Origin of the sequence: Rhizobium sp. 42MFCr.1 (genome assembly GCF_000377185.1) — a bacterium.
In the GTDB taxonomy this organism is placed as follows: Bacteria; Pseudomonadota; Alphaproteobacteria; order Rhizobiales; family Rhizobiaceae; genus Rhizobium; species Rhizobium altiplani.
Map to the genome: position 1 here is coordinate 136,437 of NZ_KB897821.1, position 25,156 is coordinate 161,592.

Here is a 25,156-nt window from a genome sequence, read left to right on the forward strand (position 1 = left end):
AAACGCGGCGCCTTCATGGCGTAGTTCGCAGACCTGCATAAACTAACGGTTTCAGCGCGATCAGGTTTCCGTGATCCCGGCATCATTTTGATCGCTGTCGACCTCAACGGTCGAGAATATCGTCTTCGGTCGGAACCAGGATCTCGCGTTTTCCAGCATGGTTGGCGGGACCGATGATGCCTTCCTGCTCCATCCGCTCGATCAGTGATGCGGCGCGGTTGTATCCAATGCCAAGTCTACGCTGAATATACGACGTTGACGCCTTTCCGTCACGCAGAACGATGGCGACAGCCTGGTCGTACGGATCGTCGGAATCGGAGAGATTGGACGTCCCTGCCGGACCGCCGCCGTAGTCGCCGTCTTCGTCGTCATCGGCGGTGATGGCGTCGAGATATTGCGGCGAGCCTTGAGTCTTCAGATAGGAAACGATCTCCTCCACTTCCATATCGGCAACGAACGGACCATGGACGCGCTGAATGCGCCCGCCGCCGGCCATATAGAGCATGTCGCCCATGCCGAGGAGTTGCTCGGCGCCCTGCTCTCCGAGGATGGTGCGGCTGTCGATCTTCGACGTCACCTGGAAGGAAATGCGCGTCGGGAAGTTTGCCTTGATCGTGCCCGTGATGACATCGACGGACGGACGCTGGGTCGCCATGATGACGTGGATGCCGGCCGCGCGTGCCATCTGCGCCAGGCGCTGCACAGCACCTTCGATATCCTTGCCGGCGACCATCATCAGGTCGGCCATCTCGTCGATAATGACGACGATGTAAGGCATGGGCTGCAGGTCGAACTCTTCCGTCTCGTACATCGCTTCGCCGGTATGGCGGTCGAAACCGGTCTGGACGGTGCGCGAGATCACCTCGCCCTTGGCAAGCGCCTGCTCGACGCGGCTGTTGAAGCCGTCGATATTACGGACGCCGATCTTCGACATCTTCTTGTAGCGCTCTTCCATCTCGCGGACGGTCCACTTGAGCGCAACGACTGCCTTCTTCGGATCCGTCACAACAGGCGAGAGAAGGTGCGGAATGCCGTCGTAGACGGACAATTCGAGCATCTTCGGATCGATCATGATCAGGCGGCACTGCTCCGGCGTCATGCGGTAGAGCAGTGACAGGATCATGGTGTTGATGGCGACCGACTTACCGGAACCGGTCGTACCGGCAACCAGCAAGTGCGGCATCTTCGCCAGATCAGCAATCACGGCCTCGCCGCCGATCGTCTTGCCGAGCGCCATGGCAAGCTTGGCCTTGGAGCCCTCGAAGTCACGGGAAGCGATGAGTTCACGCAGATAGACGGTTTCGCGCGTGGAGTTCGGCAGTTCGATGCCGATCGCGTTGCGACCCGGCACGACGGCGACGCGGGCAGCGATCGCGCTCATCGAACGGGCAATATCGTCGGCAAGGCCGATGACGCGAGACGACTTGATGCCAGGCGCAGGTTCCAGTTCGTAAAGCGTGACGACCGGACCGGGACGAACGTGGATGATCTCGCCCTTGACGCCGAAATCCTCGAGCACGCCCTCGAGCATGCGCGCATTCTGTTCCAGCGCGTCGGCAGATAGTGTTGAATCTCGCACGACATTCTTCGGTTCCGCGAGAAGGTGCATCGACGGAAGCTGGAAGCCCTCGGGACGAATGAACGATCCCTGCTGCTCCCGTTCGAGACGCGCACCAGGTTTCGGCCGCGCCGGAGGCTGCACGACGCGCGGTTCCGCGCGCCCGGTCGCCTTGGCCGGCGCGCGAATCATCCAGTCATCGTCATCAGGCAGGATATCGGCCGGCCGCGGCGGCATGTCGTCGAACGGCAGATCGTCGTCATCGTCATCATTGTTCAACGAAATGGACGGCGTAGAAACAATGCGGCGCTGCGAGGCAGCGCGCGGCTCCATTGATGGCTCCATGCGATCGCCGCGCCCGGCCGGCGCCTTTGCGCGAACCGGTTCGTTCAGCTTGCCAAACTCGTCGTCGTTGAAGTCGTACGGCGACTCGAAATCATCCTGCCGGCGCTTGCGCGGACCCATGCCGAGCAGCCGGCGCATTCGGGCCTGGCTCATGTACCAGGCGTGCGTCAGCGCACCGAAGGCAAGCCAGCCGCCTTCATCGTCATCTTCATCTTCGTCGCCGACCGAGCGCAGCTTGGAGCGAGTGCTTGCGTAGGCTTCCTCGGCCTCCTCTTCATCGTCCTCGCTGCGACCGACGATGCCGGCAGCAAACAGCATCATCCAGACGGTCGGGACAGCGAACACGCAACCGACGGCGGTCGCAAAAGCGCCCGTCGGATAGGCACCGACGAACAAGGCAGGAAACCGCAGGATCATATCGCCAATAACGCCGCCGATGCCATTCGGGATCGGCCAGGTGAGTGGTGGCGGGAAGCAGCCAATAACGGCGGAGGAGAGCACGGAACCCAAGCCCCAGGCTGCGGCGCGCGCGGGAATGCGGCTGAAACGCCTGCCTGAGATCAGAGCGAGAGCCCAAGCGACAACCGGCAGAAGCGCCACGACACTGGCCAGGCCAAAGAATTGCATGGCGATGTCGGCGAACGCGGCGCCGCCATAACCCAGGATGTTCGTCGGTTGGTTCCCGGTCGCATAGGAATAGCTCGGGTCCGCGACGTTCCAGGTCGCGAGCGCTGCGACCGCCAATGCGAGCAGCAGGAAGATGGCGAAGCCAAAAAGGGTCTGCGCCTGCCGGAACATGAAACCCGAGAGGGAAAAACGGTCCGGCCGGCCATCCATTGCTGGCGATGTGCTTCTTGCCATGTGTGTACCCGTCCAATGCGTGAGAGCGTTCGAATCGCCAAGCGTCTGCGCTCAGTACCTTCGCCCCACCTAATCAGAGGACAGTTAAAGCGGTATTAACCATGCCGCCCCCACATCTTGCAGCGGAAAATAAAAAAGCCCGAACCTATGGAGGTCCGGGCCAAGAGCGGTCTATTCGGATGAATAGGCCGCGACGGGCTGTTCAGCGGCGCCGGCTTGCGCCAGCGCCGCAATGCCTTGATTACGCGTGGTAAGCGGCTTCGCCGTGGGTCGAAAGGTCGAGACCTTCGCGCTCGGCTTCGACAGAGACGCGCAGACCGATAACGACATCAACGATCTTGTAGAGGATCAGGGAACCGATACCCGACCATGCGATCGTTGTCAGGACGCCCTTCAGCTGAGCGAAGACCTGCGTCGCCGTGCCCGGATAGCCGGCGGCGAAATCGGCCGTCGAGTAATCGACAATGCCTGCGCCGCCGAGTGCCGGGTTGACCAGGATACCGGTGCCGATGGCGCCGAGGATACCACCGATGCAGTGAACACCGAAGACATCGAGCGAGTCGTCGTAGTTGAACTTGTTCTTCACGACGTCAACGAAGAAGTAGCAGACCGGCGAGACGATGAGGCCGAGAACGATCGAACCCATTGGGCCGGCGAAGCCAGCTGCCGGGGTAACGGCAACGAGACCAGCGACAGCGCCCGAAGCTGCACCGAGCATTGAAGCCTTGCCGCGGGTGAAGTTTTCAACGAGGCACCAGGACACAGCGGCAGCAGCCGTTGCGACAAAGGTGTTGATCATCGCGAGCGAGGCGTAGGCATTTGCTTCGAGGTTCGATCCGGCATTGAAGCCGAACCAGCCGACCCACAGAAGCGAAGCACCGACCATCGTGAGGGTCATGGAGTGCGGTGCCATGATTTCCTTCTTATAGCCCGTGCGCTTGCCGAGCATGATGGCGCCGATCAGACCGGCAATACCGGCATTGATGTGGACGACCGTGCCGCCGGCGAAGTCGAGCGCTCCGTAGGAGAAGATCAGGCCAGACGGCGAAGTGTAGGAGCTTGGGCCACCCCAGAACCAGACCATGTGTGCCATCGGGAAGTAGACGAAAGTGACCCACAGAACCACGAACAGCATGACGGCCGAGAACTTGATGCGCTCGGCAAAGGCGCCGACGATCAGGGCTGGCGTGATGCAGGCGAAGGTCATCTGGAAGCAAACGAAGGTCAGCTCGGGAATTGCAACGCCCTTCGTAAAGGTCTCTGACAGGGTGGTCGTGTCGACGCCTGCAAGGAATGCCTTCGAGAAGCCGCCGACGAAGCTGTTGAGCGAACCGCCGTCCGTAAAGGCCAGCGAATAGCCGTAGGTAACCCAGATGATCATGACCACGGCCGTGATCATGAAGACCTGCATGAGAACGGAAAGCATGTTCTTGGCGCGGACGAGGCCACCGTAGAAAAGGGCGAGGCCCGGAATTGTCATCAGCAGGACAAGCACGGTGGAGATGAGCATCCACGTGTTGTCACCCTTGTCGACCGTCATCGCAGGAGCAGCAGCGGCGGCAGCAGGCGCAGCCGTCGTGGCGGCATCCTGCGCGAAGGCGGCGACCGGCGCGAGCAGCGCGGCAGACGCAGCAGCAAGCCGCGCATATGTGGAGGAAAATTTCGAGATTGACATTGAAAGAGGCTCCCTTGCTCTGCCGCTCTTACAGCGCTTCTGTGTCGGTTTCGCCGGTGCGGATGCGCACGGCATGGTCGATCGAATAAACGAAGATCTTGCCATCGCCGATCTGGCCGGTCTTGGCGGATGACACGATGGCCTCAACGGCCTTGTCGACGAGTTCGGAAGCAACCGCGATTTCGATCTTGAGCTTCGGCAGGAAGCTCACCGCATATTCCGTGCCGCGATAAATCTCAGTATGCCCCTTCTGGCGCCCGTAGCCCTTCACTTCGGTCACGGTCAGGCCCTGGATGCCGATCGCCGTGAGGGCTTCGCGCACCTCGTCCAGCTTGAACGGCTTGATAATGGCCATCACAATTTTCATCTGGTTTCCCATCCTTCGTTATCCTCGGCGCGGAGCCGACTCTCCTTGCCGCTGACGTTCACGAACAGCGACCGGGGATATACATTCAAGGAGCGTGCCAGATTCCCACGAGGAAGCTAACATATTGAAATATAATGGTTATATAAAGCGGCACTAATAAACAGGCAAATGACTGCCCAATAATCGCTCAAAAAATACCCAAATGAACAAATGTGCCTACATTTTATTCATTTGCCCTTTTACGAATCAGCCCCTCCTGCGCCACCGACGCAATCAGGGTACCGTCCCTCGTAAACAAGCTACCGCGAGTGAGGCCCCTCGCGCCGGAAGCCGAAGGACTGTCCTGCGTATAAAGAAGCCAATCGTCGAGTTTGGTTGGCCGATGGAACCACATCGAGTGATCGAGGCTCGCAACCTGGATCGTCTGATCGAAGATCGACGTTCCATGCGGATAAAGCGATGTGTCGAGCAGGGTCATGTCGGAAAGATAAGCCAGGATCGCCGCCTGATAATAGCGATCGTCGGGAACCGGCCCCGTCGCCCGCACCCAGACATGCTGAACCGGATCGAGCTTCTCATCCGAGAAATAATGCGTCAGCGATATCGGCCGGATCTCGATCGGCCGTTCACGCTCCCAATATTTGCGAATCGGTGCCGGCGCGTTGGCAAGAAACTGTGCTGCGATCTGCCGTTCATCGAGCAGCTTCTCAGGAGCGGGAACATCCGGCATGAGGATCTGGTGGCCGAAGCCGGGCTCCTCGATCTGGAATGAGGCAGAGAGAGCGAATATCGCCTCTCCATGCTGGATGGCGACGGCGCGGCGTGTATTGAAACTCGACCCATCGCGAATCCGCTCGACCTGATAGACGATCGGCACCGAAGGATCGCCAGGGCGCATGAAATAGGCGTGCAGCGAATGTACAATGCGGTCGCGCGCCACCGTGCGCTGTGCTGCCATCAGCGCCTGCGCGATCACCTGACCGCCAAAAACACGCTGCCAACCAACCTGCGGGCTGCGTCCACGAAAGATGTCGACCTCGATCGGTTCAAGGTCCAGCGTGGAAAGCAGCGTCTCCATCGCAGTCGGTTTTTCGGTGTCACGCGTCATTTTGTATAGCTCCGGACGGTAGGAAGTGCGGCAGCGATGATCTATATAGATCAATACGATATTCACAAGAAACGGAACGGAACTCCATGCGGGACATGCTGGTTGTAGGCGCGGGTTATGTCGGTCTTTCCGCGGCCGTAGCGGTCAAGCAGGCAGCACCTCATCTCGATATCGTGGTCGTCGAGGCAGCACCTGCGGGCGTCTGGCAGAAGGACATGCGTGCCTCGGCGATTATCGCCGCCGCCACCCGGATGCTCGAGGTTTTCGGCATCTGGGATGAGATCGAGCCCGAGGCGCAGCCGATCACCAAGATGATCGTTACCGATTCGAAAACCGCAGATCCCGTACGGCCGGTTTTCCTGACCTTCGATGGCGAAGTGGAGGATGGACGGCCCTTCGCGCACATGATTTCGAATGTCACGCTCGTCCGGGCGCTGCGGGGCGCATGCGAGCGCCTTGGCATCGAAATTCACCACGGCTTCAGCGCAACCGGTCTCTCCGTGGAAGATACGCACGCAACCGTCACCGCCTCGGATGGCAGCGTGTTGGAAGCCCGACTTGTTGTCGCCTGCGACGGCGTCCGCTCACACTTAAGGGATCTGGCAGGCATCAAGACCGTGTCCTGGGACTATGGTCAGTCGGGAATTGTCACAACGGTCGAGCATGAGCGTCCGCATCACGGCTGCGCCGAAGAGCATTTCCTTCCGTCTGGCCCGTTTGCGATCCTGCCGCTGAAAGGAAACCGCTCTTCGCTCGTCTGGACGGAGCCAACGCCGGAAGCAAACCGTCTGGTCACGTCCGACGATCTCATCTTTGAAGAGGAACTGGAGCGCCGCTTCGGTCACAAGCTTGGCACGTTGAGAACTGTCGGTGACAAGCGCGCCTTCCCGCTCGGATTGACGCTGGCGCGGGCATTCGTCGCTCCGCGTGTGGCGCTCGCCGGCGATGCGGCTCACGGCATCCATCCGATTTCCGGCCAGGGCCTGAACCTCGGCTTCAAGGATGTCGCAGCCCTTGCCGAAACCGTTGTCGAGGCCGACCGGCTTGGCCTTGATATCGGCTCGATCAACATTCTCGAGCGCTATCAGGCATGGCGCCGCTTTGACACCTTCCGTATGGGCGTCACGACCGACGTACTCAATCGGCTCTTCTCGAATGACCTGGCGCCGCTGCGCATCGCCCGCGATTTCGGCCTCGGCATCGTCGATCGGCTTCCCGGCCTGAAGTCGTTCTTCATCGGCCAGGCGGCCGGCACCACAGCCAAGGACAATCCTCGCCTGCTCGCAGGACAGACGATCTAGTCAGTCGTCCAGTCCACGGGCCTCCGAGACCAGCATGATCGGAATGCCATCACGGATCGGATAGGCGAGGCGCGCCTTCTCCGACACGAGTTCATTGTGCTCGCGGTCATATGTTAGCCGACCCTTTGTCAGGGGGCATACCAACAGTTCGAGAAGCTTCGGATCAACGCGGCTGAGTTTTTCGTCCATGAATCCGTTTTACTGCAGAACGGTGTCCGAGTCACCGAAGACACGCGCCAGCACGATCTCGGTGATCGCGATCAGCGTTTCCGCTCGTGTCTTTAGGTCGGGCGCCTCCAGGAGCGCCTGCTTCTCGGCAGGCCCGAAGGGTGACATCATTGCCAGCGAATTGACGAGCGTCAGGTTGCTGGCGCGCTCGACGCTTTCCCAATCGGCCTCGAGCTTGTTTGCATCGAGATAGGCCTTGAAAGCAGCCAGAAGCGCGGCGCGATCGACAGCGTCCTCCTCATCGCGTGCCGAGAGATCGGCAATGAACGGTGCTATGCGGAAGGTCCGGAACGGATTGTGCGTCTCGCGCTCCTCTAGAAGGCGAAAACGGCAGATGCCGGTGAGGGAAACGATGTAGCGACCATCCCCTGTTTCGGCGAAGGATGTAATGCGTCCAAGGCAGCCAACCGGGGCCAGAACCTCGCCCTGCCCTTCCTGGTCCCCCAACGCGGGCTGGACCATGCCGATCAGTCGATTTCCCGACAAAGCGGCGTCGAACATCGCGAGATAACGCGGCTCGAAGATATTGAGGGGTAGCTGGCCTGTGGGCAACAGAAGCGCACCGCCAAGCGGAAAGACAGCGATCGTATCGGGCAGATCACCGGGCTTTAAGTATCGTGCATTCCCCACTTGCATAGAGACTGGTCCTGCGTCACCCGCGGACGCGACAGGATGCGCCCGCACAATCGGGAATGTGGGGCCCGCCCCCGAAAACGCAAGGGCAGGCGATCGAAACTTGAAGCCCGAATTACGAAAATAGCATGGCCGAGAGCTTGCGCCGTGCCGAAACCGTCGCAGGATCCTTGAAGCCCCAGACGTCGAAGAACTGCAGCAGTTGCCGGCGAGCGCCATCGTCGTCGAAAGCGCGGTCCTTGCGCATGATATAAAGCAGATGCTCTGCCGATTCTTCGCGCCGACCCTCGACGTTGCGGATTTTGGCAAGCTTCAGGCGGGCCTCATGATCGTCGGGATTTCGCGCTAGGTCCTGCTCCAGAGCGACGGGATCACCAAGCTTGCGCGCCTCCTCGATCTGATCGAGCTTCGTCGATACAGCCTGGATCGCCGGGTCCTTCGCCATCTCCTCAGGCAGGTCAGTCAGCGCCTCGCGCGCACGCTCGTGCTGGTTTGCGGCAATCATGCATTCGGCCATTCCCGCCAAAGCCTTCGCATTCTCGGGATCGGCCTGCATGACGGCGCCGTAAAGCTGTGCGGCACCATTGATATCGCCCGATGCCAACAACTCGTTCGCCTCCTTGAGGACGCCTTCGATTTCGGCCGCCTGGTCGGCGCCGGCCGGACCGGCGATCCGATCGATGAACTGGTTGATCTGGCTCTCCGGCACAGCGCCCATGAAACCATCGGCGGGACGACCGCCGACGAAGGCGATTACGGCCGGAATCGACTGGATACCAAGCTGGCCTGCGATCGACGGATGGTCATCGATGTTCATCTTGACCAGCTTGACGCGCCCTTGCGCTTCATTGACGACCTTTTCCAGCACTGGGGTCAGCTGCTTGCAGGGACCACACCACGGTGCCCAGAAATCGACCAGAACCGGCTGGTTGCGAGATTCCTCGATGACATCCTTCGCGAAATTCGCGGTCGTCGTATCCTTGATGTAACCGCCCGCGCCCGCAGCCGGGGCCGCCCCATAATTCGCCGTTGCCGTCATCTGGCCAAAGGAATTGCTGTAAGGATTGTCGTTGCCGCTCATGGATATCTCCCGCCGTGCCGGTCAGCCGGCTTTTCTAGCGCTAAAATCGTATGTCAGGACGTCACTTTCAAGACAAGCGGCTTATGTCCCGTCGCTTCCATAAAGCGAATAAGATCTCCGCTTGCAATCGAAGTCGTTGCATCATTGGACAGTGGGTGGCAATTGATGATCTCGTCCTTCATCAGATCGGCATCGAGAACGAACGTCACATTTCCACCGGTGTCATTGATGGCCCCAAAGGCCGTGACCGAACCGGGCGCAACCCCAAGATACTCCATCAGCCTTTCCGGCTTTCCGAAGGAGACCTTGCTGGCGGCGCCGATCAGCGTGTGCACCGTCTTCAGATCTACAGTCGCATTTTCTTCAACCGTCAGCAGGAAGAACTGATCCTTTTTGTCTTTGACGAAGAGGTTTTTCGTGTGGCCGCCGGGGATCTCGTCACGCAGTGCGACCGATTCGGCAACCGTAAAGACAGGCGCATGGTTTTTGGTGCTGTGCTTGATATCCAAGCCATCAAGAAAGGCAAAAAGGTCGTCTCTCGTCTTCGGCGTCTCGTCGGTCATCGGAAAATCCATGCGGTCGGGAAAGTGGATGCATGCCTGATTACGTCCCGCCATCATCTTTTGCAACGCTCCCAGTCGACGCTTTGCCCTGCATTTGCGGCACTTCCGATGTCTCCGAACGAGGCAGGCAAATTTTTCTTCGAATTTCCGTCATTTCCCTGTTGCATTTGAAAATCGTTTGGGCGATATAGCGCCCGTCGCCGCAAGGTGGCGCCCACGGTCCTCACAACTACCCCGGACCGATGCGGATTGAGCGGGTGTAGCTCAGGGGTAGAGCACAACCTTGCCAAGGTTGGGGTCGAGGGTTCAAATCCCTTCGCCCGCTCCAAATTTCCTTCTAACAAGTGATCTTTTTTCAGGCTTTGGCCTGACGATCGCTTGTGTTTTCAAGACATTAGAAATGCGTGCTGGGGCTTGGCGAGATCGCCGGGCAGCAAAAAACCGACGTTCGGCCGCGCCAAAGTCGTCGGTTCTCGGATCTCGAAAAACGGCCAGCGGAATTTAGTTGCGAGGCGATGTCCAGGCATCCTCCGCGCCTTTCTTGGTCGGGGCGGTTTCGCGCTCGTCACCACGCTCGGCATTGCCGCGACCCGCTTCACCTTGCCGGTCGGCGATGTAGGGTGCGAGCATTTGCTCCAAATGAGCTGCGGTCAGACCTGCTGCAAAACTTCTCACCTCATCCCTCCGACTGTTTACGCTTTGTAAACACTTAGCGGCTGTGAGCGGTGATCGAAACGGCTCGATCGAACTCTCCACGTGCTTTTGTTCCAGATGAGCGTTGGCCCCGAAGCTAGGGCATTGCGACGCCGAGCCGCTCGGCATGGGACGCGAGCGATGCCATGATGTTGGAGTGCAGGGCGACCCCATCCGCCAGGGCAGAGCGTTTGCGCGCCAGGCCGTTTTCCCCGGGCAGCCGAACGCGGGCAACGCCGGGTCGCGGCGGATTGCTGCGACACGCATCGGCGAGCCAGCCGGTCTGCCGCAGAAAGGCATCGCGACCCCCAAATGCGTCAGGATCGAAAACCTGGACGGTGACAGCAGCATTGGTACCCTTCAGCCCGTCGACGCGGCCAAGCCCTGAAAGACCTTGGGTGAAGGCTTCGACATGAAGCGCCATGCCATAGCCCTTCTGGCCATGATCGAGCCCTCCGACCGGCATAAGCGTGCCACCGCGTTCGATCACTCGCGGATCACGGCTGGGCTCGCCGTTCTCGTCCATCAGCCACGCATGATCATATTGTCGGCCCTCGCGGACCAGACGTTGCGCCATGTTGACCGTCGTGATCGAGGCGCTGATATCGATCAGGATCGGATCGCCGGGCGTCGGAATGCCATGGGCGACGGGATTCGGCGTGTAGATGCCCTTTCGCCCGCCGAAGGGCGCGACCTGCGCCCCCGATGGACTGGAACTCGCGATGCTGACCATATAGCCGCGATCGGTCGCGATGGTGAGATATGCGGCAAGGCAACCGATGTGATGGCTGTCGGCGATTGCGATCGTCGCCGTGCCGTAGGTCGCCGCACGCTCGCAGGCAAGCTTCACCGCCTCCGATGTCAGCCAGGCACCGGGCAGGCGCTGCCCCTGCCACGCAATGGCCGGCCCGCGGTCGGAGACCACCTCCGGCAGACCTTCGCGCTTCATCACGCCATCGGCGATACTTTGGAGATACCAGCCGGCCAATGCCAAACCATGCGTCGTGTGTCCCATCAGATCGGCTTCGAGGAGATAGTGGGCGACGGCGGCCGCTTTCTCCTCCTCGAGCCCGGCAGCGGCAAACACCGCCCGTGCAAATTGGCGCAGCCTATCTGGCGCGTAGCGGATGTCGGATGTCTCGCCCATGGCTTACTCCATTATTTGCCGGCACCGGGCCGCCGGGTCAGCGCGCCAGAAAGCGCGGGTGAAGCGTCACACCGTCGAGCGCGGCAAGCACGTTCTCGGCCGACATGATGGAAACGGCGCGTTTCGCGTCGAGCGTCACGCCCGCGACATGTGGCGTGACGAGCGTGTTCGAAAGCTCTAACAGGGGATTGTCGATGCCCGGCGGCTCGACGGCGAAACTGTCGAGACCGGCTCCGGCGAGGTGCCCATCTTCGAGGGCAGCGACCAATGCCTTCTCATCGACGACTTCGCCCCGCGCCGTGTTGATCAGGAACGCACCTTGTTTCATCAGGCCGATGCGGCGGGCGTCGATCAGGTCTTGCGTCTCAGGTGTCAACGGACAGTGCAAACTGACGATATCGGAGTCCGCAAGAAGCGTATCGAGATCTGTTTCGCGGCTGACCTCATCGCCAAAGGCGCTGTCCGGCGCGTGCGGATCGAAGGCTGAGACGGTCATGCCGATCGCGCCGGCCATTTTCGCCAGCGTCTGGCCGATGAAGCCGAAACCGACGAGGCCAAGCCGCTGGCCGCGCAGCTCGCGTCCCTTGTACTGGTTCTTGTCCCAGATGCCGTCCCGGATCAGCGCGTCCTGGCGCGGCAGATCCTTGACCAGCGCCATGATCAGCGCGAGCGCATGCTCGGCAACGGAGTGCCCGTTGCTGCCCGTAGCCATCGACACCGGAATGCCGAGCGCAGTGGCTGCCTTCACATCGATGTCATTCGTCCCGACGCCGTGCTTGGCGATGTGCCGGAGCTTTCCGCCCGCCTGCATTTCCTCCGAACTAAGAAGATCGGCCAGCAATCGCACGATGACGGCATCCGGTCGGTGGGCCTTCATTGTTTCGATAACGGCTTGCCGGTCGATATAGGGCGGTGTGGCAATGACGCTTGCTCCGGCCTCTTCCAGAAGCGAGCGACCTTCCGGCGCCAGTTCGCCACCGAGAATGACAACAGTCTTTTCCATCGCTCATTTCCTCCAACGAGCAAAGCGGCAGGCGGCGCAACGCTGCGCCGCTGACAATGCAACAAGCACCCGAAGCGTTAAGCCGCCCGTCGGCGTGGAGACCGCGCCATCAGCCGCGCATAGGCAATGGCCGAGAGCATATTCACGTGGTTGGCCTTGCCCGTTCCGGCAATATCGAAGGCCGTCCCGTGGTCGACCGACACGCGATCGATCGGCAAGCCGAGCGAGACGTTGACCGCCGTGTCGAAGGCAATGAGCTTGATCGGGATATGGCCTTGATCGTGATACTGCGCGATGACGAGATCGAAGGCGCCGTTATAGGCACGGGCAAAGACCGTATCCGCCGAGATCGGACCAACGACATCGATCCCCTTCGCCTGCGCCAGCTCGACGGCCGGGGCCAGGAACTCGGTATCCTCGGTGCCAAACAGACCGTTTTCGCCGCAGTGCGGATTGAGGCCCGCGACCGCAATGCGCGCCTTCTTGCCAAGGCGCATGAAGTGGTTGTGGCCTGCCTCGATCGTCGCCAGCACGCGCTCGGTCCTCGCGCGCTCGATCGCGCCCTTCAGCGAAATATGGGTCGAGACATGGATGGTGTTGAGCCGCTCCGAGGCGAGCAGCATGAACGAGCTCTTGGAGCCCGTCAGGTGCGCCAGCAGGCCGGTGTGACCATCATAGTGGTGGCCAGCAAGGTTCATTGCTTCCTTATTGATCGGCGCGGTGACGATGACATCGGCGTCGCCCGACATCGCAAGATCGACCGCGCGGCTGATGTAGCGAACCGAGGCATCGCCCGCCACGGGGCTCACCTTGCCGATCTCCGGTAACGGTGCGCCGAGGTCCACCTCGTCGACGGCAATCTTGCCGGCGACCGCTGCATCCGCCGGCGCAAAGGAAAGTCCGGTTGCTGCCGTTCGATTGGCGCGCTCGAGCGCCTCCGTGTTACCGACGATGACGAAATCGCGCCGCTCCTGTTCCGGCATCGTGGCGAGCGCCTTGACGATCACCTCGGGGCCGACGCCCGCCGGATCGCCGAGCGTCACGGCGACTTTCGCATTTCTGTCCATCACTCACGGTCCTCTTTGAATGGAAGCGCGCCTTAGAAGGCGGCTTCGTAGATCGAGCGGATATCGGCGCGCGACAGGTCGCGCGGATTATTGTCGAGCAGGCGGCGGATGGCAAAGGCATCCTCGGCCATCGCATCCAGATCGCTTTCCGGAACGCCGAGGCCGGAGAGTTTCATCTCAATCCCGAGTTCGGCGCAGAAGGAGTAGGCGGCATCGAACACCGACGCGATCTCGTCGGAGGTCTCGCGACCAAGCGCGTCCATGACGGCACGGGTCTTTGCGGGCACGGCCGGGGTGTTGAATGCGAGAACATGCGGAAAGATCAGGGCGTTTGCCGCGCCATGCGCGACATGCCAGCGTGTACCGAGCGGATAGGCGAGTGCATGGCCGCCAGCCGTATTGACCGGGCCAAGACAGAAGCCGCCATAGAGCGAGGCAAGCGACAGGCCCGCACGCGCCTCGGCGTCGGATCCGTCCTTGACCGCCCGCGCGAGATACTTTCCGACCAACCGCGTACCCTCGATGGCGTAGAGATCAATCATCGGATGCGCCTTGCGATTGGTGAATGCCTCGACACAATGTGCCATGGCATCGACGCCCGTCGCTGCGGTCGTGCGCGCAGGCACGCTGAAGGTAAGCGCCGGGTCGACAACCGCGATATCGGCCAACATGTGCATGCTTTCGACGGCGAGCTTCGCCATCGTCTTCGGGTCAGTGACCAGAGCTCTGATGCCGGCCTCGCTTCCCGTGCCTGATGTGGTCGGCACCTGCGCCAGAGCAACGCGGCGCGGTCCGTGGACCTTGTTCGGTCCTACGACGTCATGAAGCGTTTGCGATGAGCCGGCGAGAACAGCTGCGAGCTTGGCAAGATCCATGGCGCTCCCGCCGCCGAAGCCGACCACAAGCTGCGCATCCGCCGCGTTCGCCGCCGCCAGCACCTTGTCGAGATTGGTAATGTCGGGCTCGGGCGTCACATCGGCAAACACCGTGACCTCACCCTTGAGGGCAAGCGCATCGACCCGCGTCGCATTGAAGGCGTCGGAAATGACGAGAGTCCGGCGATAACCCTTCTCGCCGGCCCACTTGCCGAGCCGCTCCGCCGTACCGACACCGAACTCGATCAGATGCGGCCGAACGATTGTGATAGGCGAATCCAAGCTAACCACCGGACCAGTCCTCCCCTGCAAGTGCTAGCGACACATCAGGTCGCAAAAGATGTAAATTTGTTATACAATGATCGTGTATTTGGCAAGCGACACATTCGATAGTGTCGAAATAAATCGCATTTCTCCTCGAAACCATCGCAGGAAAGAAGATACATTGCATAAGCTAACATATTGAAATTGATTATAACACTCATGCGATCCGTTGTTTGGCGGCGCCGAGAGAGCCAGCACCGAATCGTCGGAAGTAGGGCGCAAAAGTTGTCAAAAACAAACACCCAATCCAACGCGTTTCATGCTCTGATGAAGCCGGGTCGGATCGATGAGGTTCACAACTGACAACCTGTGAAGGCGTCAGGCAATCATATCCGCCGAAAGCCGGACGTATTTGATGGCTCGGCGATAGTAGGTATAGGCGATGTGCACGGCGCCATCTGGTCCCTGGACAATCGAAGGGTAGGAAAACTCGCGATTCACCGAGTCCTTCGAGTTGTTGCTCAGGCAATATCCATCGCCGGTATCGAGGTCGATACGACGTGGGAAGCTTGCGCCGCCGTCGTTGGAGAAGGCGAGACTGAGCGGGGCGCGGGGAACGCCCCAGACGGCCTTGCGGCGCTCGATCGCCGGTGCCGACGCCGCCTTGATCTCATCGTCACCTTCGATCTCATCGTAGAGCGAAAGGCGCCGAGCGTCCGACATCGACGCATTGGAATGGTTATAAACCATTGCTATCACGCCGTTTTTGAGCTTTGTCGCCTGAATTGACGAATTGTTGTTCGGCAGATCGATCGGCTGCGGCGCACTCCAATGCTCGCCGCCATCACTCGAGCGACTGCACAAGACGGATTCGGCGAACCGATTTCGATAGAAGGCGACAAGGTTGCCATCGTCTGTCGGAACGATGTTCATATGGACCGCCCCAATGCTATCAGGGACCTCGGTCATAGCCCAACTCTCACCTTGGTCGCGGGAGATCAGCACGCCTGCCGTGTCCACGTCGCCAGTCCAGCGCTCGCCGGGCAATCCGATGCAGCGAAAGACCGGCAGGAGCCAAGCGCCGGCCTTGTTGACGATGATCGGCTGGCGAACAAAGGTGCCTGGGATGTCGCAGAGAAGGCGGACCTCTCCGAAGGTTTTGCCGCCATCCTCGGAGGTCCGACATTTGACAACAGAACCATCCTGATTCCCCGAGGTCTGCGAGGTGTAAAGCAGCCAGACTTTTCGATCTGGAGCCGTGAAAATCAGCGGATTCTGCTCGGATTTGGTCGGGTCGTCGGACATTTTCTCCGGCTGCGACCAAACATTGGCATCCGGGGCAAGCCGCGACATGTAAATGGAAATGTCGCCCATCCCCTCCATCGTGCCGCCAAACCAAACGCAGGTGAGCGTCCCGCCAGGCAGAAAGGCGAGGTTGGCGGCATGGTTCTGGATGCAAGGGGAGGGCAGATAGGCATCTGCGCGCCCCCTTTCGTTCGCGTTCGCGACGATCTCTCCGGTCATCAGCGCCGGAACGGCCTCGGCTGGCAAAGCTGTGGAACTCATGGTCGCGCTCCCTACGGCAGCTTGGCGTAGGCTTCGGAAAGCGCGACGTAGTCGGCATCGCTGATCGGCATCAGCGGCGCGCGCGTGCGCTTCCAGGCAGCGTTGCCGGTCTTCAGCCCGACCATGGCCTTGATGGTCGGGATCTGCACGTAGGAATTGGAAAGCGTTCTATAGGCGTTGATGCGAGCCTGGGCGGCCTCGACGGCGCCGGCCTGCGTCTCGTCATGCACCTTGTCGTATACGGTTCGCAGCGAATTCGCGACGAGATTGGAGGTTGCCGTGATGCAGCCCGCACCTCCGGCCTTCAGCAGCGGCAAGAGCAGCGGATCGGCGCCCGCCAACACGGAGAAGCCCGGATAAGCTCCGATGATCGCCTGCATGTTATTGAAATCGCCGGCCGATTCCTTGATCCCGACGACCGTGTCGGGGAAGGCTTCTATCAATCGGCCGATCAGCGGAATCGAAAGCGGAACGCCCGAAACCTGCGGGATGTGGTAGAGAATGACCTGCAGCCGGGCGTCGGCGATCTTTTCCAGGACCTGCGAGTAGGCGGCGAATAATCCGTCGTCGGAGACTCCCTTGTAGTAGAAGGGCGGCAGCATCACGACCTTCGTCACGCCGAGCGAAAGGGCGTGCTTGGTCAATTCGACGGTTTCAGGAATGGCAACGACACCCGTCCCCGGGAGCAGCTTGTCGGCCGGCACGCCCGCCTTGAGCGCTGCCTCGAGAATTGCACGGCGCTCGCTGGAGGAGAAAGAGTTTGCTTCCCCCGTCGTGCCCAGCAGGGCGATGCCGTGGCACCCTTCCTGCAACAGTCGCTGGCAGTGCTCGGTGAAAAGGCTGAGATCCGGGCTGCCATCCGCATTGAGTGGCGTCGCGGCCGCGCTAAATACGCCTGTAATCTTGTGATTGCTCATATCGTCCTCCTCGGATGAACGCCGCGAAAAAAGCGGCAGCGACCGGAAATCCGGCCCGCAAGATGGCGTTTTCTTCATCCCCTGAAGCTTTGTTGTCAATATGACAATACAGAGAGCGTCAGTTGTGATTTTTTAACATGTTGAAAAAACTAAAGAAAATATTTCGTTCGTTTTGCCGAGAGCGCCATCGATTAATTTATGTTGACATATTTACATTATCGAGCGAGTGTCTGCGCCATGTCGTGACGCACTTTCGGGAACAGAGTGAAAGTGGTGCCGTCACTGATTTTGTCATGGGAGGACACGATGACTGATCGGAATGAAGGGAATATTGCGCAGAAAGCGCAGATGTCGCGTCGCGACGCGTTGAAGCTTGGCCTCGCCGCCGGCGTCGGCCTCACAATCTTCGGCATGAATGCTCGCATCGTGCTGGCCGATGACGGTCAGGTGTTGAAGGTTGCCAATCCGGCCTTCAACCAGGATTGGTCGCCGTTGCGCGGTGGCGGCGTTCCGTTCCGCTGGAACTCGATCTGGTGGGCCTCGCCGATGTATTTCGACAGCGAAGGCAAGATCAAGCCATACGTCTTCACCAGCTGGGAGTCGCCAGACAACAAGGTCTGGACCTTCAAGATCGATCCCAAGGCTGTCTTCTCGGATGGCAGCAAGATCACCTCGGCTGATGTCAAGGGATCCTGGGAAGTGGCCTCCATGCCCAACACCAAGAGCCAGCGTGCCGACCAGGTACTGAGCAAGGTTCAGGGTTACAAGGAAATCGGCGCCGGTTCCGGCAACGAACTGACGGGCGTCGCCACGCCTGACGAAGGCACCGTCGTTGTGACGCTGGCGGAAGCCGACCCGATCTTCTTCATGCGCCTTGCCAACCATATCGCACCGATCACCAAGGCCGCGCAGTCTCGTGGTAGTGACGGCGAGGAAGTGGCGGACTGGTACAAGCCCGACAGCAGCGCCGTCTATTCCGGCCCGTTCAAGCTGACGAGCATCGACATCGACGCCGGCAAGCTGGTGTTCGAGCCGAACGAGAACTTCTTCGGGCCTAAGCCGAAGCTCGCGCGCATCGAAATCACCTCGATCGAAGACAACGTCACCGCGACGTCGCTTATCAAGTCCGGCGAGTTCAACGCACATACGGAACTGGTCACCTCGACGATTATCCAGGACCTCGGCCCCGAATTCTCTGCCGGTCCGCTGATCCCGACCAGCCAGCACTTCTGGTTCAACGTCACCCGCGCACCGATGGACGATCCGAAGGTTCGCCAGGCATTGATCATGGCGATCGATCGCGACGGCCTCTTCAAGGCTTCCTATCCTGACGGTCCGCACAAGAAGGCCGACCAGATCCTGAATTCCGTTCCCGGCGCCGAAAATTCCGGCTTCGAGCCCTATCCGTACGATCCGGCCGCGGCAAAGAAGCTGCTTGCCGAATCGACCTACGGTGGTCCGGAGCGCCTGCCGAAGATCCTCTTCGTCGGCATTTCCGCCCCGGCTATCGAGGCTGCGGCCCAGTTCATTGCCGAGCAGTGGCGCCAGAACCTCGGCATCACGGCCGTCGACATGAAGCCGCAGCAGGACTCCTATGCCGGTCCGGACCAGAACGCCGTCCAGATCTTCCGCGACGACGTCGGCACTCGTGTTCCCGATGCCGTTTCCTATCTCGCCGGCTGCATCGCCTCGACCTCGTCGAACGCGCAGAACAAGCTCGGCGGCTACAAGAACGACAAGGTCGATGCGGCACTTGCCGAAGCGGCAACGAAAGCCGTCGATGATCCGCAGCGCGTCAAGCTCGCCCAGGATGCCCAGAAGGCATTCCGCGACGATTGGGCATTCATTCCGTGGTATTCTCAGGCGATGTCCCGCTGGGCCACCAAAGAGGTCAAGGGAATGGAGAAGAACCTCGACTGGCAGGTCGTGGCGCCCTGGGACATTTCGATCGGCTGAGCCGGCACGAAACTCTGAAACAGATAGCCCTCGGGCACATTAGCAACCGCGCGAAGACCGCAAGGCCTTCGCGCAAGTTTCAAGAAGACATCGCATGTCCGCCTTGACGCGGAAGGTGTCTGCCAACCGGTGGGAGATGACCTTGTTACGCTATGTGCTGACCCGGTTTGCCATCTGGATTCCGTCCGTGCTGATCGTAATGCTGGCCGTCTACGCGCTGGCTTTCTACGGCGCCGGCGATCCGATCAAGTTGATCTTTCTGCGCGCACCCGGCGACGTCGCCTACAATCCGCAGCGCATCGAAGCCATCCGCGAAAGTGCCGGCCTGAACAGGCCCTTCATCGAACAGTTCGCCCTTTACATCTGGAACCTGCTGCATGGCCAGTTCGGCAATTCGCTGACATCCGGCCGCTCGGTCTGGGCGATGGTGTCGGCCGCAGCCCCCGTTTCTTTCAAGCTTGCGCTCTGTTCCATCATCCTGACGACTGTTATCGCCATTCCGCTTGGCATGATCGCCGCGATGAACCAGAACAGCCGCCTCGATTATACGATCCTCGGCAGCGCGCTCTTTCTGTGGGCGATCCCGGCCTATGTCGCCGGCCCGCTGCTGATGGTCGGCCTTATCGTGCTGCTGCCGATGGTCAAGGTGCCGTATGGCTGGGGTGGTGTTTTCGATGTGCGCATCCTGTTGCCGCTCATCGTGCTCTCATTTCAACCAATCGCGCTGATCGTCCGCCAAACGCGCGCCGCCGTCATCGAGGTGCTGTCTGAAGATTTCGTCCGCACCGCCCGCGCCAAGGGCGTGCCCGAGATGGTCGTAGCGCTGCGCCATATCCTGCGCCCGGTGCTGACGCCCGTCGTGACACAGCTCGGCCTGATCATGATCACCATTGTCAACGGCGCGATCTTCGTTGAGCTCGTCTTCGGTCTTCCCGGCCTCGGTCGCCTGACCGTGCAGGCGCTGACCAATTCCGACTACCCAGTCATTCTGGCGATCACGCTCATCGGATCCTTCCTGGTGATGATCTCGAACCTTCTGGTCGACGTTCTCTATCCGCTGCTTGATCCGCGTGCCAACGATGCAAGAAGGAGCCGCTGACCATGTCCGCCATCCCTCTCTCTCCCGTCGCAGCTCAGGAAGAAGCACCCGTCAGCCTGTGGCGCGACGCCTGGTATCGCCTGAAGCGCAACAAGCTTGCCGTCTTCGGCCTGATCGTCGTGGCAATCCTCGCTTTCACAGCGATCTTTGGCCCGTATCTGACGCCCTATGACTACCTGAGCCAGAATCTGCAGGCCCGCAACGCCGTTCCATCGCTGCAACATCTCTTCGGTACCGACGACCTCGGCCGCGATGTGTTCAGCCGTGTCGTCTTCGGCACCCGCACGGCCTTCCTGGTCGCGGTCATCGTCACAGTCATCGCCGTATTTATCGGCACGATCCTTGGCGCGATCGCTGGCTTCTTCGGCAATCCGTTCGACCGCGTCATCATGTGGCTGACGGACATGACCATGTCGGTGCCGAACCTGCTCCTCGTCGTCGTCATCAATGCATCGCTGAAGTCCCCCATCACCAAATGGATGGAGGCGCAGTATCTGGCGACGCTCAATCCCTTCTATCGCCAGACCATCTGGGTCGACTTCATTCTGGTCTTCGGCTCGATGGCGTTGATCTCCTGGCCGCCCTATGCGCGTCTCGTTCGCGCCCAGGTGCTGTCGATCCGCAGCCGGCCCTACATCACGGCCGCGCAGGCGCTCGGCCTTTCGAACTGGATCATCATGAAGCGCTACGTCATTCCGAATGCGCTTGGCCCGTTGATCGTCTCCGTCAGCGCCGGCCTTGGCACCGCGATGGTTCTGGAAAGCGCCTTCAGCTTCCTCGGCATCGGCGTCAACCCGCCTACCCCAAGCTGGGGCAACATGATCTCGGACGGTCTGCGCGTCTGGCAGCACTATCCGCATCTGCTGGCCGCCCCGGCAGCCGTTCTCGGCCTTGCCTCGGTCGCCTTCAGCTTCCTCGGCGATGGCCTCAACGACGCACTCAATCCGCGGGGTTCGAAGTGATGAACACCACCCGATCCAACGAAAAACTCCTCGATGTCCGCGGCCTGACGGTCGAAATCGATGGCAGAAACGGCCCGGCGGTCGTGGTCGATGGCATCGATCTGCACGTCAACAAGGGCGAGACGCTTGGCGTCGTCGGCGAATCCGGCTGCGGCAAGAGTCTGACCATGCTGAGCCTGATGCGGCTTCTACCCAACAAGATCAAGGTCACCAAGGGATCCGCGAGCTTCGACGGCCACGACCTGCAAAAGATGTCGAACAAGGAACTGCGCAAGGTGCGCGGCGGCGACATCGGCTTCGTCTTCCAGGATCCGATGACCTCGCTCAACCCGGTGATGCGCATTGGCGACCAGATCTGCGAGCCCTTGATCTATCACCGTGGAATGAAGAAGGCCGATGCGCGAGTCCGCGCTGTCGAACTGCTGCGCCTCGTCGGCATTCCCGGGCCGGAAGAGCGCCTGCAAGCTTATCCGCATGAACTCTCCGGCGGCATGCGCCAACGCGTGATGATCGCGATCGGCCTTGCCTGCAATCCGAAACTGCTGATCGCTGACGAACCGACGACGGCGCTCGACGTCACCATTCAGGCGCAGATCGTCGATCTGGTGAAGGATCTGCGCGCCAAGCTCGGCATGTCGGTTGTCTGGATTACCCATGACCTGGCGCTGATTGCCGGTCTCGTCGATCGTGTCGCCGTGCTTTATGCCGGAACCGTCGTCGAGGATGCCCCGGTTGACGAGCTTTATGCCCGCCCAAGCCATCCCTATACGCGCGGTCTGCTCGCCTCGATTCCGAAGCTCTCGGATGCGCCCGCAAGCCGGCTCTCGTCCATCGGCGGTACGCCGCCGGAGCCGGGTCGCCGCCCCAAAGGCTGCCCCTTTGCCCCACGCTGTCCGCTGGCGGAAGCCATTTGCCACGAGCGCGTACCGAAACTCGAACCGCTGTCAGGCGCCGGAAACCACCGTACGGCCTGCTTCGTCGTCCAGAAAATGCAGGAGGCTGCGTGATGGGTGCACAACCGCTGCTCAAGGTCGAAAACCTCGTCAAGCATTTCCACGTCAAGCTCGGCGCCTTCGGCGAGCGTTCGGCGACCGTCTATGCGCTGGACAACGTCAATCTCGACATCATGGAAGGCGAAACCCTCTCGCTCGTCGGCGAATCCGGCTGCGGAAAGTCCACCACCGGCTTCACCATCCTCAACCTCTACAAGGCGACATCAGGCAAGGTCGTCTACAAGGGCCAGGACCTGGCGACCCTTGATGAAAAGCAGATGCGGCCCTTCCGCCGCGACCTGCAGATCGTCTTTCAGGATCCTTATTCGACGCTCAACCCGCGCATGACGATCGGTGAGGCAGTCGGCGAACCGATCCTTTTCCACAAGCTCTGCACCAAAGCGGAGCTCAAGGACAAGATCGCCACCCTGCTGACCGACGTCGGCCTGCCGACGCGCTTTGCGCAGCGCTATCCGCATGAACTCTCCGGCGGCCAGCGACAGCGCGTCGTCATCGCTCGCGCACTTGCCTGCCAGCCTAAATTCATCGTCTGCGACGAAGCGATCTCGGCGCTCGACGTCTCGATCCAGGCGCAGATCATCAATCTCCTGCTCGACCTGCAGGAGAAGTATGGCCTGACTTACCTCTTCATCGCCCACGACCTGGCTGTTGTCCGACATATCAGTACCCGCGTCGGCGTCATGTATCTCGGCCGCCTGGCGGAACTTGCGACGCGCGAGGAGCTGTTCGAGAACCCGCTGCACCCCTACACCAAGGCGCTGCTGTCGGCCGTTCCGGAAACCGATCCGGAGCTGGAGCGCACGCGCAAGCGCCAGATCCTGCAGGGCGACGTGCCGAGCCCGCTCAACCCACCGAGCGGCTGCCGCTTCCACTCGCGCTGCCCGATCGCCATGGACGTGTGCAGCAAGGTCGTGCCGGAATGGAAGGAAGCCAAGCCTGGCCATCTCGTCGCCTGCCACGCTGTCAACTCAGGACAGACTGCATGACGCTGAAGGTCGCGATCATCGCTGACGATTTGACCGGCGCGCTCGACACGGGAACCCCCTTTGTCGACGCCGGACTTTCCGTCGCTGTCGCGATCGACGTCAGTGCCATATCGGAAACGCTTGCGACCGGTTGCGAGGTCGTGGTGGTCAACACGGCTTCGAGAGCTCTCCCGGAGGAGGAAGCGGCAGGAAGGGTCAGCGCTGCGGCGAAGGCCCTTCTTGCCGCCTCGCCTCAAATCGTTCTGAAAAAGATCGACTCCCGGCTCAAGGGGAACGTTGCAGCGGAAAGCGTAGCTTTGGCTGCCGTCTTCGGTCACGAGACAATCGTGGTGGCGCCGGCCATTCCCGATCAGGACCGTTTGACCCACAACGGTCACGTCGTCGGTCGTGGTGTCGACAAGCCGCTGCCGATTGCCGAGCTTTTCGATGCAAGTGGTGGAACCGAAGTGCTGGTCCGCGATGCCGAAACGGACAGCGATCTCGACCAAGTGGTTGAGGCACGCGATTGGAAGAGGGCCCTTGCTGTCGGCGCCCGCGGTATCGGAGCTGCACTTGCCCGCAAGATCGGACAGTCGAACAGGACAAGCAACGCTTTTGCCGCATCGAGCCGGACCGTCTTTGCCTTCGGCTCCCGCGACCCGATCACAACAGCACAAATGGCCAGGCTGGAGGGTACCGGCTGCCTCGCCGCTGCCATCGATGCATCCATGGGAGCAGTGCCTTCCGACGCACAAGTTGGCTTGCCGTTACTCGTCCGCTGTACTGGCGAAATCAGCGGCGAAGCCGTGGCAGTTGCCGACCGCTTCGCAAAAGGCGTAAAATCCATCATAGAGATGACGCGCCCGGACATGCTGATGGTCGGCGGTGGCGATACGGCACTGGCAGTTTTTCGCGAGCTCGGCATTCGGGTTCTGAGGCCGCAGGGCGAAATCGAGGCGGGTATTCCGTGGTTCGACGTCGTAACGGCAGACGGCCTGCGTCTGCGCTGCGCGGTGAAGTCCGGGGGCTTCGGTAATTCGGATAGTTTGGTAAGACTGATCGCGCAGAATCAGGCGGCATAGTTCATGCCGACGGGGAGAGTGAAGGTGGACGAAGCAAACGGTGTACCGGCGAACGCGCAAGCGGCGCCTGCGGCAAAGCCGGAGCGCGGCAAGGCCGTCAAGCTGGTCGATCGCGTCTTCGACCAGTTGCAGGAGCGTATCCGCTCGGGAAACTATCCGCCGGATTCGCGGCTTCCCGGTGAGCATGAGCTTGCATCGATGCTCGGCGTGTCGCGTCCGATCGTGCGCGACGCCTTGGCACGGTTGCGCGATCAAGGCATCGTCTATGCCCGTCAGGGAGCCGGCACCTTCGTCAGCGCCCACGGTTCGCCGACGACGCAGCTTTCCTATTCGCCGGTCAAGACGATCGCCGATATCCAGCGCTGCTACGAGTTTCGACTGACGATCGAGCCTGCCGCCGCCTACTTTGCTGCCAAGCGCCGTGACGAAGCGGCGATCCAGAGGATTGCCGCAGCGCTCGCCGATCTGCGCGAGGCGACCAGCCACCAGCTCCATCGCACCGACGCCGACTTCACCTTCCATCGGGCCGTCACCGAAGCCGCCAACAACCACTATTACACAGCCTCGATCGATGCCCTGAAGGCCCACATCGCCGTCGGCATGCACCTTCACGGCCTATCGCTGCTTGGTCCGCGTCAGGGCCTCGAGCAGGTCTACGAGGAGCACAACAAGATCTACCTCGCCATCGTCGAAGGACGTGCGGAAGACGCGCGGGCTTTGATGAAGGCGCATCTTGAGGGTTCGCAGAGCCGCCTCTTCGAAGGCCGCGCTCTGGACCTTTCCATGTAGTTGCGGCAGTCGGCTTGACAGCTTTGCTGCTCTGGCTC

At 60.7% G+C, this 25,156-nt stretch carries 23 protein-coding genes and 1 tRNA gene; 9 read left to right on the forward strand and 15 right to left on the reverse strand.

Features of this window, described 5'->3' with window-relative positions; translation table 11 throughout:
* Positions 1 to 103: 103 nt before the first annotated feature.
* The 4 genes from C934_RS0106205 to tesB form a co-directional block, all read right to left on the reverse strand.
* A complete protein-coding gene (locus C934_RS0106205) occupies positions 104 to 2,764 on the reverse strand; it encodes an FtsK/SpoIIIE family DNA translocase (RefSeq protein WP_026371600.1) in 2,661 nt (886 codons plus the stop codon).
* Between the two features lie 241 nt (positions 2,765 to 3,005).
* A complete protein-coding gene (locus C934_RS0106210; RefSeq protein ID WP_018855839.1) occupies positions 3,006 to 4,439 on the reverse strand; it encodes an ammonium transporter in 1,434 nt (477 codons plus the stop codon).
* A 28-nt stretch (positions 4,440 to 4,467) separates the two neighbouring features.
* The gene (locus C934_RS0106215; RefSeq protein WP_018855840.1) at positions 4,468 to 4,818 is read right to left on the reverse strand and encodes a P-II family nitrogen regulator; all 351 of its coding nucleotides are present in this window, start codon (positions 4,816 to 4,818) and stop codon (positions 4,468 to 4,470) included.
* 211 nt (positions 4,819 to 5,029) lie between these two features.
* Positions 5,030 to 5,914, reverse strand: coding sequence for an acyl-CoA thioesterase II (gene tesB / locus C934_RS0106220; protein ID WP_018855841.1), 885 nt, complete (start codon positions 5,912 to 5,914; stop codon positions 5,030 to 5,032).
* 86 nt (positions 5,915 to 6,000) lie between these two features.
* On the opposite strand from tesB, the gene C934_RS0106225 reads away from it, so the two are divergent.
* Positions 6,001 to 7,215, forward strand: a complete 1,215-nt coding sequence (locus tag C934_RS0106225) for a ubiquinone biosynthesis hydroxylase (protein ID WP_018855842.1) — start codon at positions 6,001 to 6,003, stop codon at positions 7,213 to 7,215.
* Here the strand turns inward: C934_RS0106225 and C934_RS0106230 are convergent, their stop codons facing one another.
* The 4 genes from C934_RS0106230 to C934_RS0106245 form a co-directional block, all read right to left on the reverse strand.
* Positions 7,216 to 7,404: a Trm112 family protein gene (locus tag C934_RS0106230; RefSeq protein ID WP_007794429.1), complete on the reverse strand. Its 189-nt coding sequence runs from the start codon at positions 7,402 to 7,404 to the stop codon at positions 7,216 to 7,218. It lies immediately after the preceding gene.
* A gap of 9 nt (positions 7,405 to 7,413) precedes the next feature.
* Entirely contained in the window at positions 7,414 to 8,079 is a 666-nt protein-coding gene (locus C934_RS0106235) for an LON peptidase substrate-binding domain-containing protein (RefSeq protein WP_018855843.1), read from the reverse strand.
* 112 nt (positions 8,080 to 8,191) lie between these two features.
* A complete protein-coding gene (gene trxA / locus C934_RS0106240; protein WP_018855844.1) occupies positions 8,192 to 9,157 on the reverse strand; it encodes a thioredoxin in 966 nt (321 codons plus the stop codon).
* Positions 9,158 to 9,210: 53 nt separating this feature from the next.
* Positions 9,211 to 9,720, reverse strand: a complete 510-nt coding sequence (locus tag C934_RS0106245) for a prolyl-tRNA synthetase associated domain-containing protein (protein ID WP_026371601.1) — start codon at positions 9,718 to 9,720, stop codon at positions 9,211 to 9,213.
* A gap of 253 nt (positions 9,721 to 9,973) precedes the next feature.
* Here C934_RS0106245 and C934_RS0106250 point away from each other — a divergent pair.
* Positions 9,974 to 10,048 (forward strand) — tRNA-Gly (locus tag C934_RS0106250).
* A 173-nt stretch (positions 10,049 to 10,221) separates the two neighbouring features.
* On the opposite strand, the gene C934_RS35040 is transcribed toward C934_RS0106250, so the two are convergent.
* The 7 genes from C934_RS35040 to C934_RS0106285 form a co-directional block, all read right to left on the reverse strand.
* Positions 10,222 to 10,395, reverse strand: coding sequence for a hypothetical protein (locus C934_RS35040; RefSeq protein WP_198011801.1), 174 nt, complete (start codon positions 10,393 to 10,395; stop codon positions 10,222 to 10,224).
* A gap of 115 nt (positions 10,396 to 10,510) precedes the next feature.
* Positions 10,511 to 11,560, reverse strand: a complete 1,050-nt coding sequence (locus C934_RS0106260; protein ID WP_018855847.1) for an Ldh family oxidoreductase — start codon at positions 11,558 to 11,560, stop codon at positions 10,511 to 10,513.
* A 37-nt stretch (positions 11,561 to 11,597) separates the two neighbouring features.
* The gene (locus C934_RS0106265; protein WP_018855848.1) at positions 11,598 to 12,563 is read right to left on the reverse strand and encodes a hydroxyacid dehydrogenase; all 966 of its coding nucleotides are present in this window, start codon (positions 12,561 to 12,563) and stop codon (positions 11,598 to 11,600) included.
* 77 nt (positions 12,564 to 12,640) lie between these two features.
* Complete coding sequence (gene pdxA, locus C934_RS0106270; protein WP_018855849.1) at positions 12,641 to 13,630, reverse strand: 4-hydroxythreonine-4-phosphate dehydrogenase PdxA; 990 nt, start codon at positions 13,628 to 13,630, stop codon at positions 12,641 to 12,643.
* Positions 13,631 to 13,662: 32 nt separating this feature from the next.
* Positions 13,663 to 14,796, reverse strand: a complete 1,134-nt coding sequence (locus C934_RS0106275; protein ID WP_026371602.1) for an iron-containing alcohol dehydrogenase — start codon at positions 14,794 to 14,796, stop codon at positions 13,663 to 13,665.
* Between the two features lie 351 nt (positions 14,797 to 15,147).
* A complete protein-coding gene (locus C934_RS0106280) occupies positions 15,148 to 16,335 on the reverse strand; it encodes a sialidase family protein (RefSeq protein ID WP_018855851.1) in 1,188 nt (395 codons plus the stop codon).
* A gap of 11 nt (positions 16,336 to 16,346) precedes the next feature.
* Positions 16,347 to 17,252 carry a dihydrodipicolinate synthase family protein gene (locus C934_RS0106285; RefSeq protein ID WP_018855852.1) on the reverse strand — a complete coding sequence of 302 codons (906 nt, stop codon included), beginning with the start codon at positions 17,250 to 17,252 and terminating at the stop codon, positions 16,347 to 16,349.
* A gap of 306 nt (positions 17,253 to 17,558) precedes the next feature.
* On the opposite strand from C934_RS0106285, the gene C934_RS0106290 reads away from it, so the two are divergent.
* The 7 genes from C934_RS0106290 to C934_RS0106320 all read left to right on the forward strand — a co-directional run bounded on the left by C934_RS0106290 (position 17,559) and on the right by C934_RS0106320 (position 25,118).
* The gene (locus C934_RS0106290) at positions 17,559 to 19,208 is read left to right on the forward strand and encodes an ABC transporter substrate-binding protein (protein WP_018855853.1); all 1,650 of its coding nucleotides are present in this window, start codon (positions 17,559 to 17,561) and stop codon (positions 19,206 to 19,208) included.
* Positions 19,209 to 19,350: 142 nt separating this feature from the next.
* Positions 19,351 to 20,307, forward strand: coding sequence for an ABC transporter permease (locus C934_RS0106295; protein ID WP_025658110.1), 957 nt, complete (start codon positions 19,351 to 19,353; stop codon positions 20,305 to 20,307).
* A gap of 2 nt (positions 20,308 to 20,309) precedes the next feature.
* Positions 20,310 to 21,269, forward strand: coding sequence for an ABC transporter permease (locus tag C934_RS0106300; RefSeq protein ID WP_018855855.1), 960 nt, complete (start codon positions 20,310 to 20,312; stop codon positions 21,267 to 21,269).
* Entirely contained in the window at positions 21,269 to 22,276 is a 1,008-nt protein-coding gene (locus tag C934_RS0106305; RefSeq protein ID WP_018855856.1) for an ABC transporter ATP-binding protein, read from the forward strand. The genes C934_RS0106300 and C934_RS0106305 overlap by 1 nt, the downstream gene beginning before the upstream one ends.
* Positions 22,276 to 23,268: an ABC transporter ATP-binding protein gene (locus C934_RS0106310; protein WP_018855857.1), complete on the forward strand. Its 993-nt coding sequence runs from the start codon at positions 22,276 to 22,278 to the stop codon at positions 23,266 to 23,268. Before C934_RS0106305 ends, C934_RS0106310 begins: the two co-directional genes overlap by 1 nt.
* Complete coding sequence (locus tag C934_RS0106315; RefSeq protein WP_018855858.1) at positions 23,265 to 24,329, forward strand: four-carbon acid sugar kinase family protein; 1,065 nt, start codon at positions 23,265 to 23,267, stop codon at positions 24,327 to 24,329. Before C934_RS0106310 ends, C934_RS0106315 begins: the two co-directional genes overlap by 4 nt.
* A 24-nt stretch (positions 24,330 to 24,353) precedes the next feature.
* Entirely contained in the window at positions 24,354 to 25,118 is a 765-nt protein-coding gene (locus tag C934_RS0106320; protein ID WP_018855859.1) for a FadR/GntR family transcriptional regulator, read from the forward strand.
* The last annotated feature ends 38 nt before the right edge of the window (positions 25,119 to 25,156 follow it).

Coding starts and splice junctions, on each gene's coding strand:
- C934_RS0106205 (WP_026371600.1), bottom strand. CDS start 2,764: ATGGCAAGAAGCACATCGCCAGCAATGGATGGCCGGCCGGACCGTTTT.
- C934_RS0106210 (WP_018855839.1), bottom strand. CDS start 4,439: ATGTCAATCTCGAAATTTTCCTCCACATATGCGCGGCTTGCTGCTGCG.
- C934_RS0106215 (WP_018855840.1), bottom strand. CDS start 4,818: ATGGGAAACCAGATGAAAATTGTGATGGCCATTATCAAGCCGTTCAAG.
- tesB (WP_018855841.1), bottom strand. CDS start 5,914: ATGACGCGTGACACCGAAAAACCGACTGCGATGGAGACGCTGCTTTCC.
- C934_RS0106225 (WP_018855842.1), top strand. CDS start 6,001: ATGCGGGACATGCTGGTTGTAGGCGCGGGTTATGTCGGTCTTTCCGCG.
- C934_RS0106230 (WP_007794429.1), bottom strand. CDS start 7,404: ATGGACGAAAAACTCAGCCGCGTTGATCCGAAGCTTCTCGAACTGTTG.
- C934_RS0106235 (WP_018855843.1), bottom strand. CDS start 8,079: ATGCAAGTGGGGAATGCACGATACTTAAAGCCCGGTGATCTGCCCGAT.
- trxA (WP_018855844.1), bottom strand. CDS start 9,157: ATGAGCGGCAACGACAATCCTTACAGCAATTCCTTTGGCCAGATGACG.
- C934_RS0106245 (WP_026371601.1), bottom strand. CDS start 9,720: ATGACCGACGAGACGCCGAAGACGAGAGACGACCTTTTTGCCTTTCTT.
- C934_RS0106260 (WP_018855847.1), bottom strand. CDS start 11,560: ATGGGCGAGACATCCGACATCCGCTACGCGCCAGATAGGCTGCGCCAA.
- C934_RS0106265 (WP_018855848.1), bottom strand. CDS start 12,563: ATGGAAAAGACTGTTGTCATTCTCGGTGGCGAACTGGCGCCGGAAGGT.
- pdxA (WP_018855849.1), bottom strand. CDS start 13,630: ATGGACAGAAATGCGAAAGTCGCCGTGACGCTCGGCGATCCGGCGGGC.
- C934_RS0106280 (WP_018855851.1), bottom strand. CDS start 16,335: ATGAGTTCCACAGCTTTGCCAGCCGAGGCCGTTCCGGCGCTGATGACC.
- C934_RS0106285 (WP_018855852.1), bottom strand. CDS start 17,252: ATGAGCAATCACAAGATTACAGGCGTATTTAGCGCGGCCGCGACGCCA.
- C934_RS0106290 (WP_018855853.1), top strand. CDS start 17,559: ATGACTGATCGGAATGAAGGGAATATTGCGCAGAAAGCGCAGATGTCG.
- C934_RS0106300 (WP_018855855.1), top strand. CDS start 20,310: ATGTCCGCCATCCCTCTCTCTCCCGTCGCAGCTCAGGAAGAAGCACCC.
- C934_RS0106305 (WP_018855856.1), top strand. CDS start 21,269: ATGAACACCACCCGATCCAACGAAAAACTCCTCGATGTCCGCGGCCTG.
- C934_RS0106310 (WP_018855857.1), top strand. CDS start 22,276: ATGGGTGCACAACCGCTGCTCAAGGTCGAAAACCTCGTCAAGCATTTC.
- C934_RS0106315 (WP_018855858.1), top strand. CDS start 23,265: ATGACGCTGAAGGTCGCGATCATCGCTGACGATTTGACCGGCGCGCTC.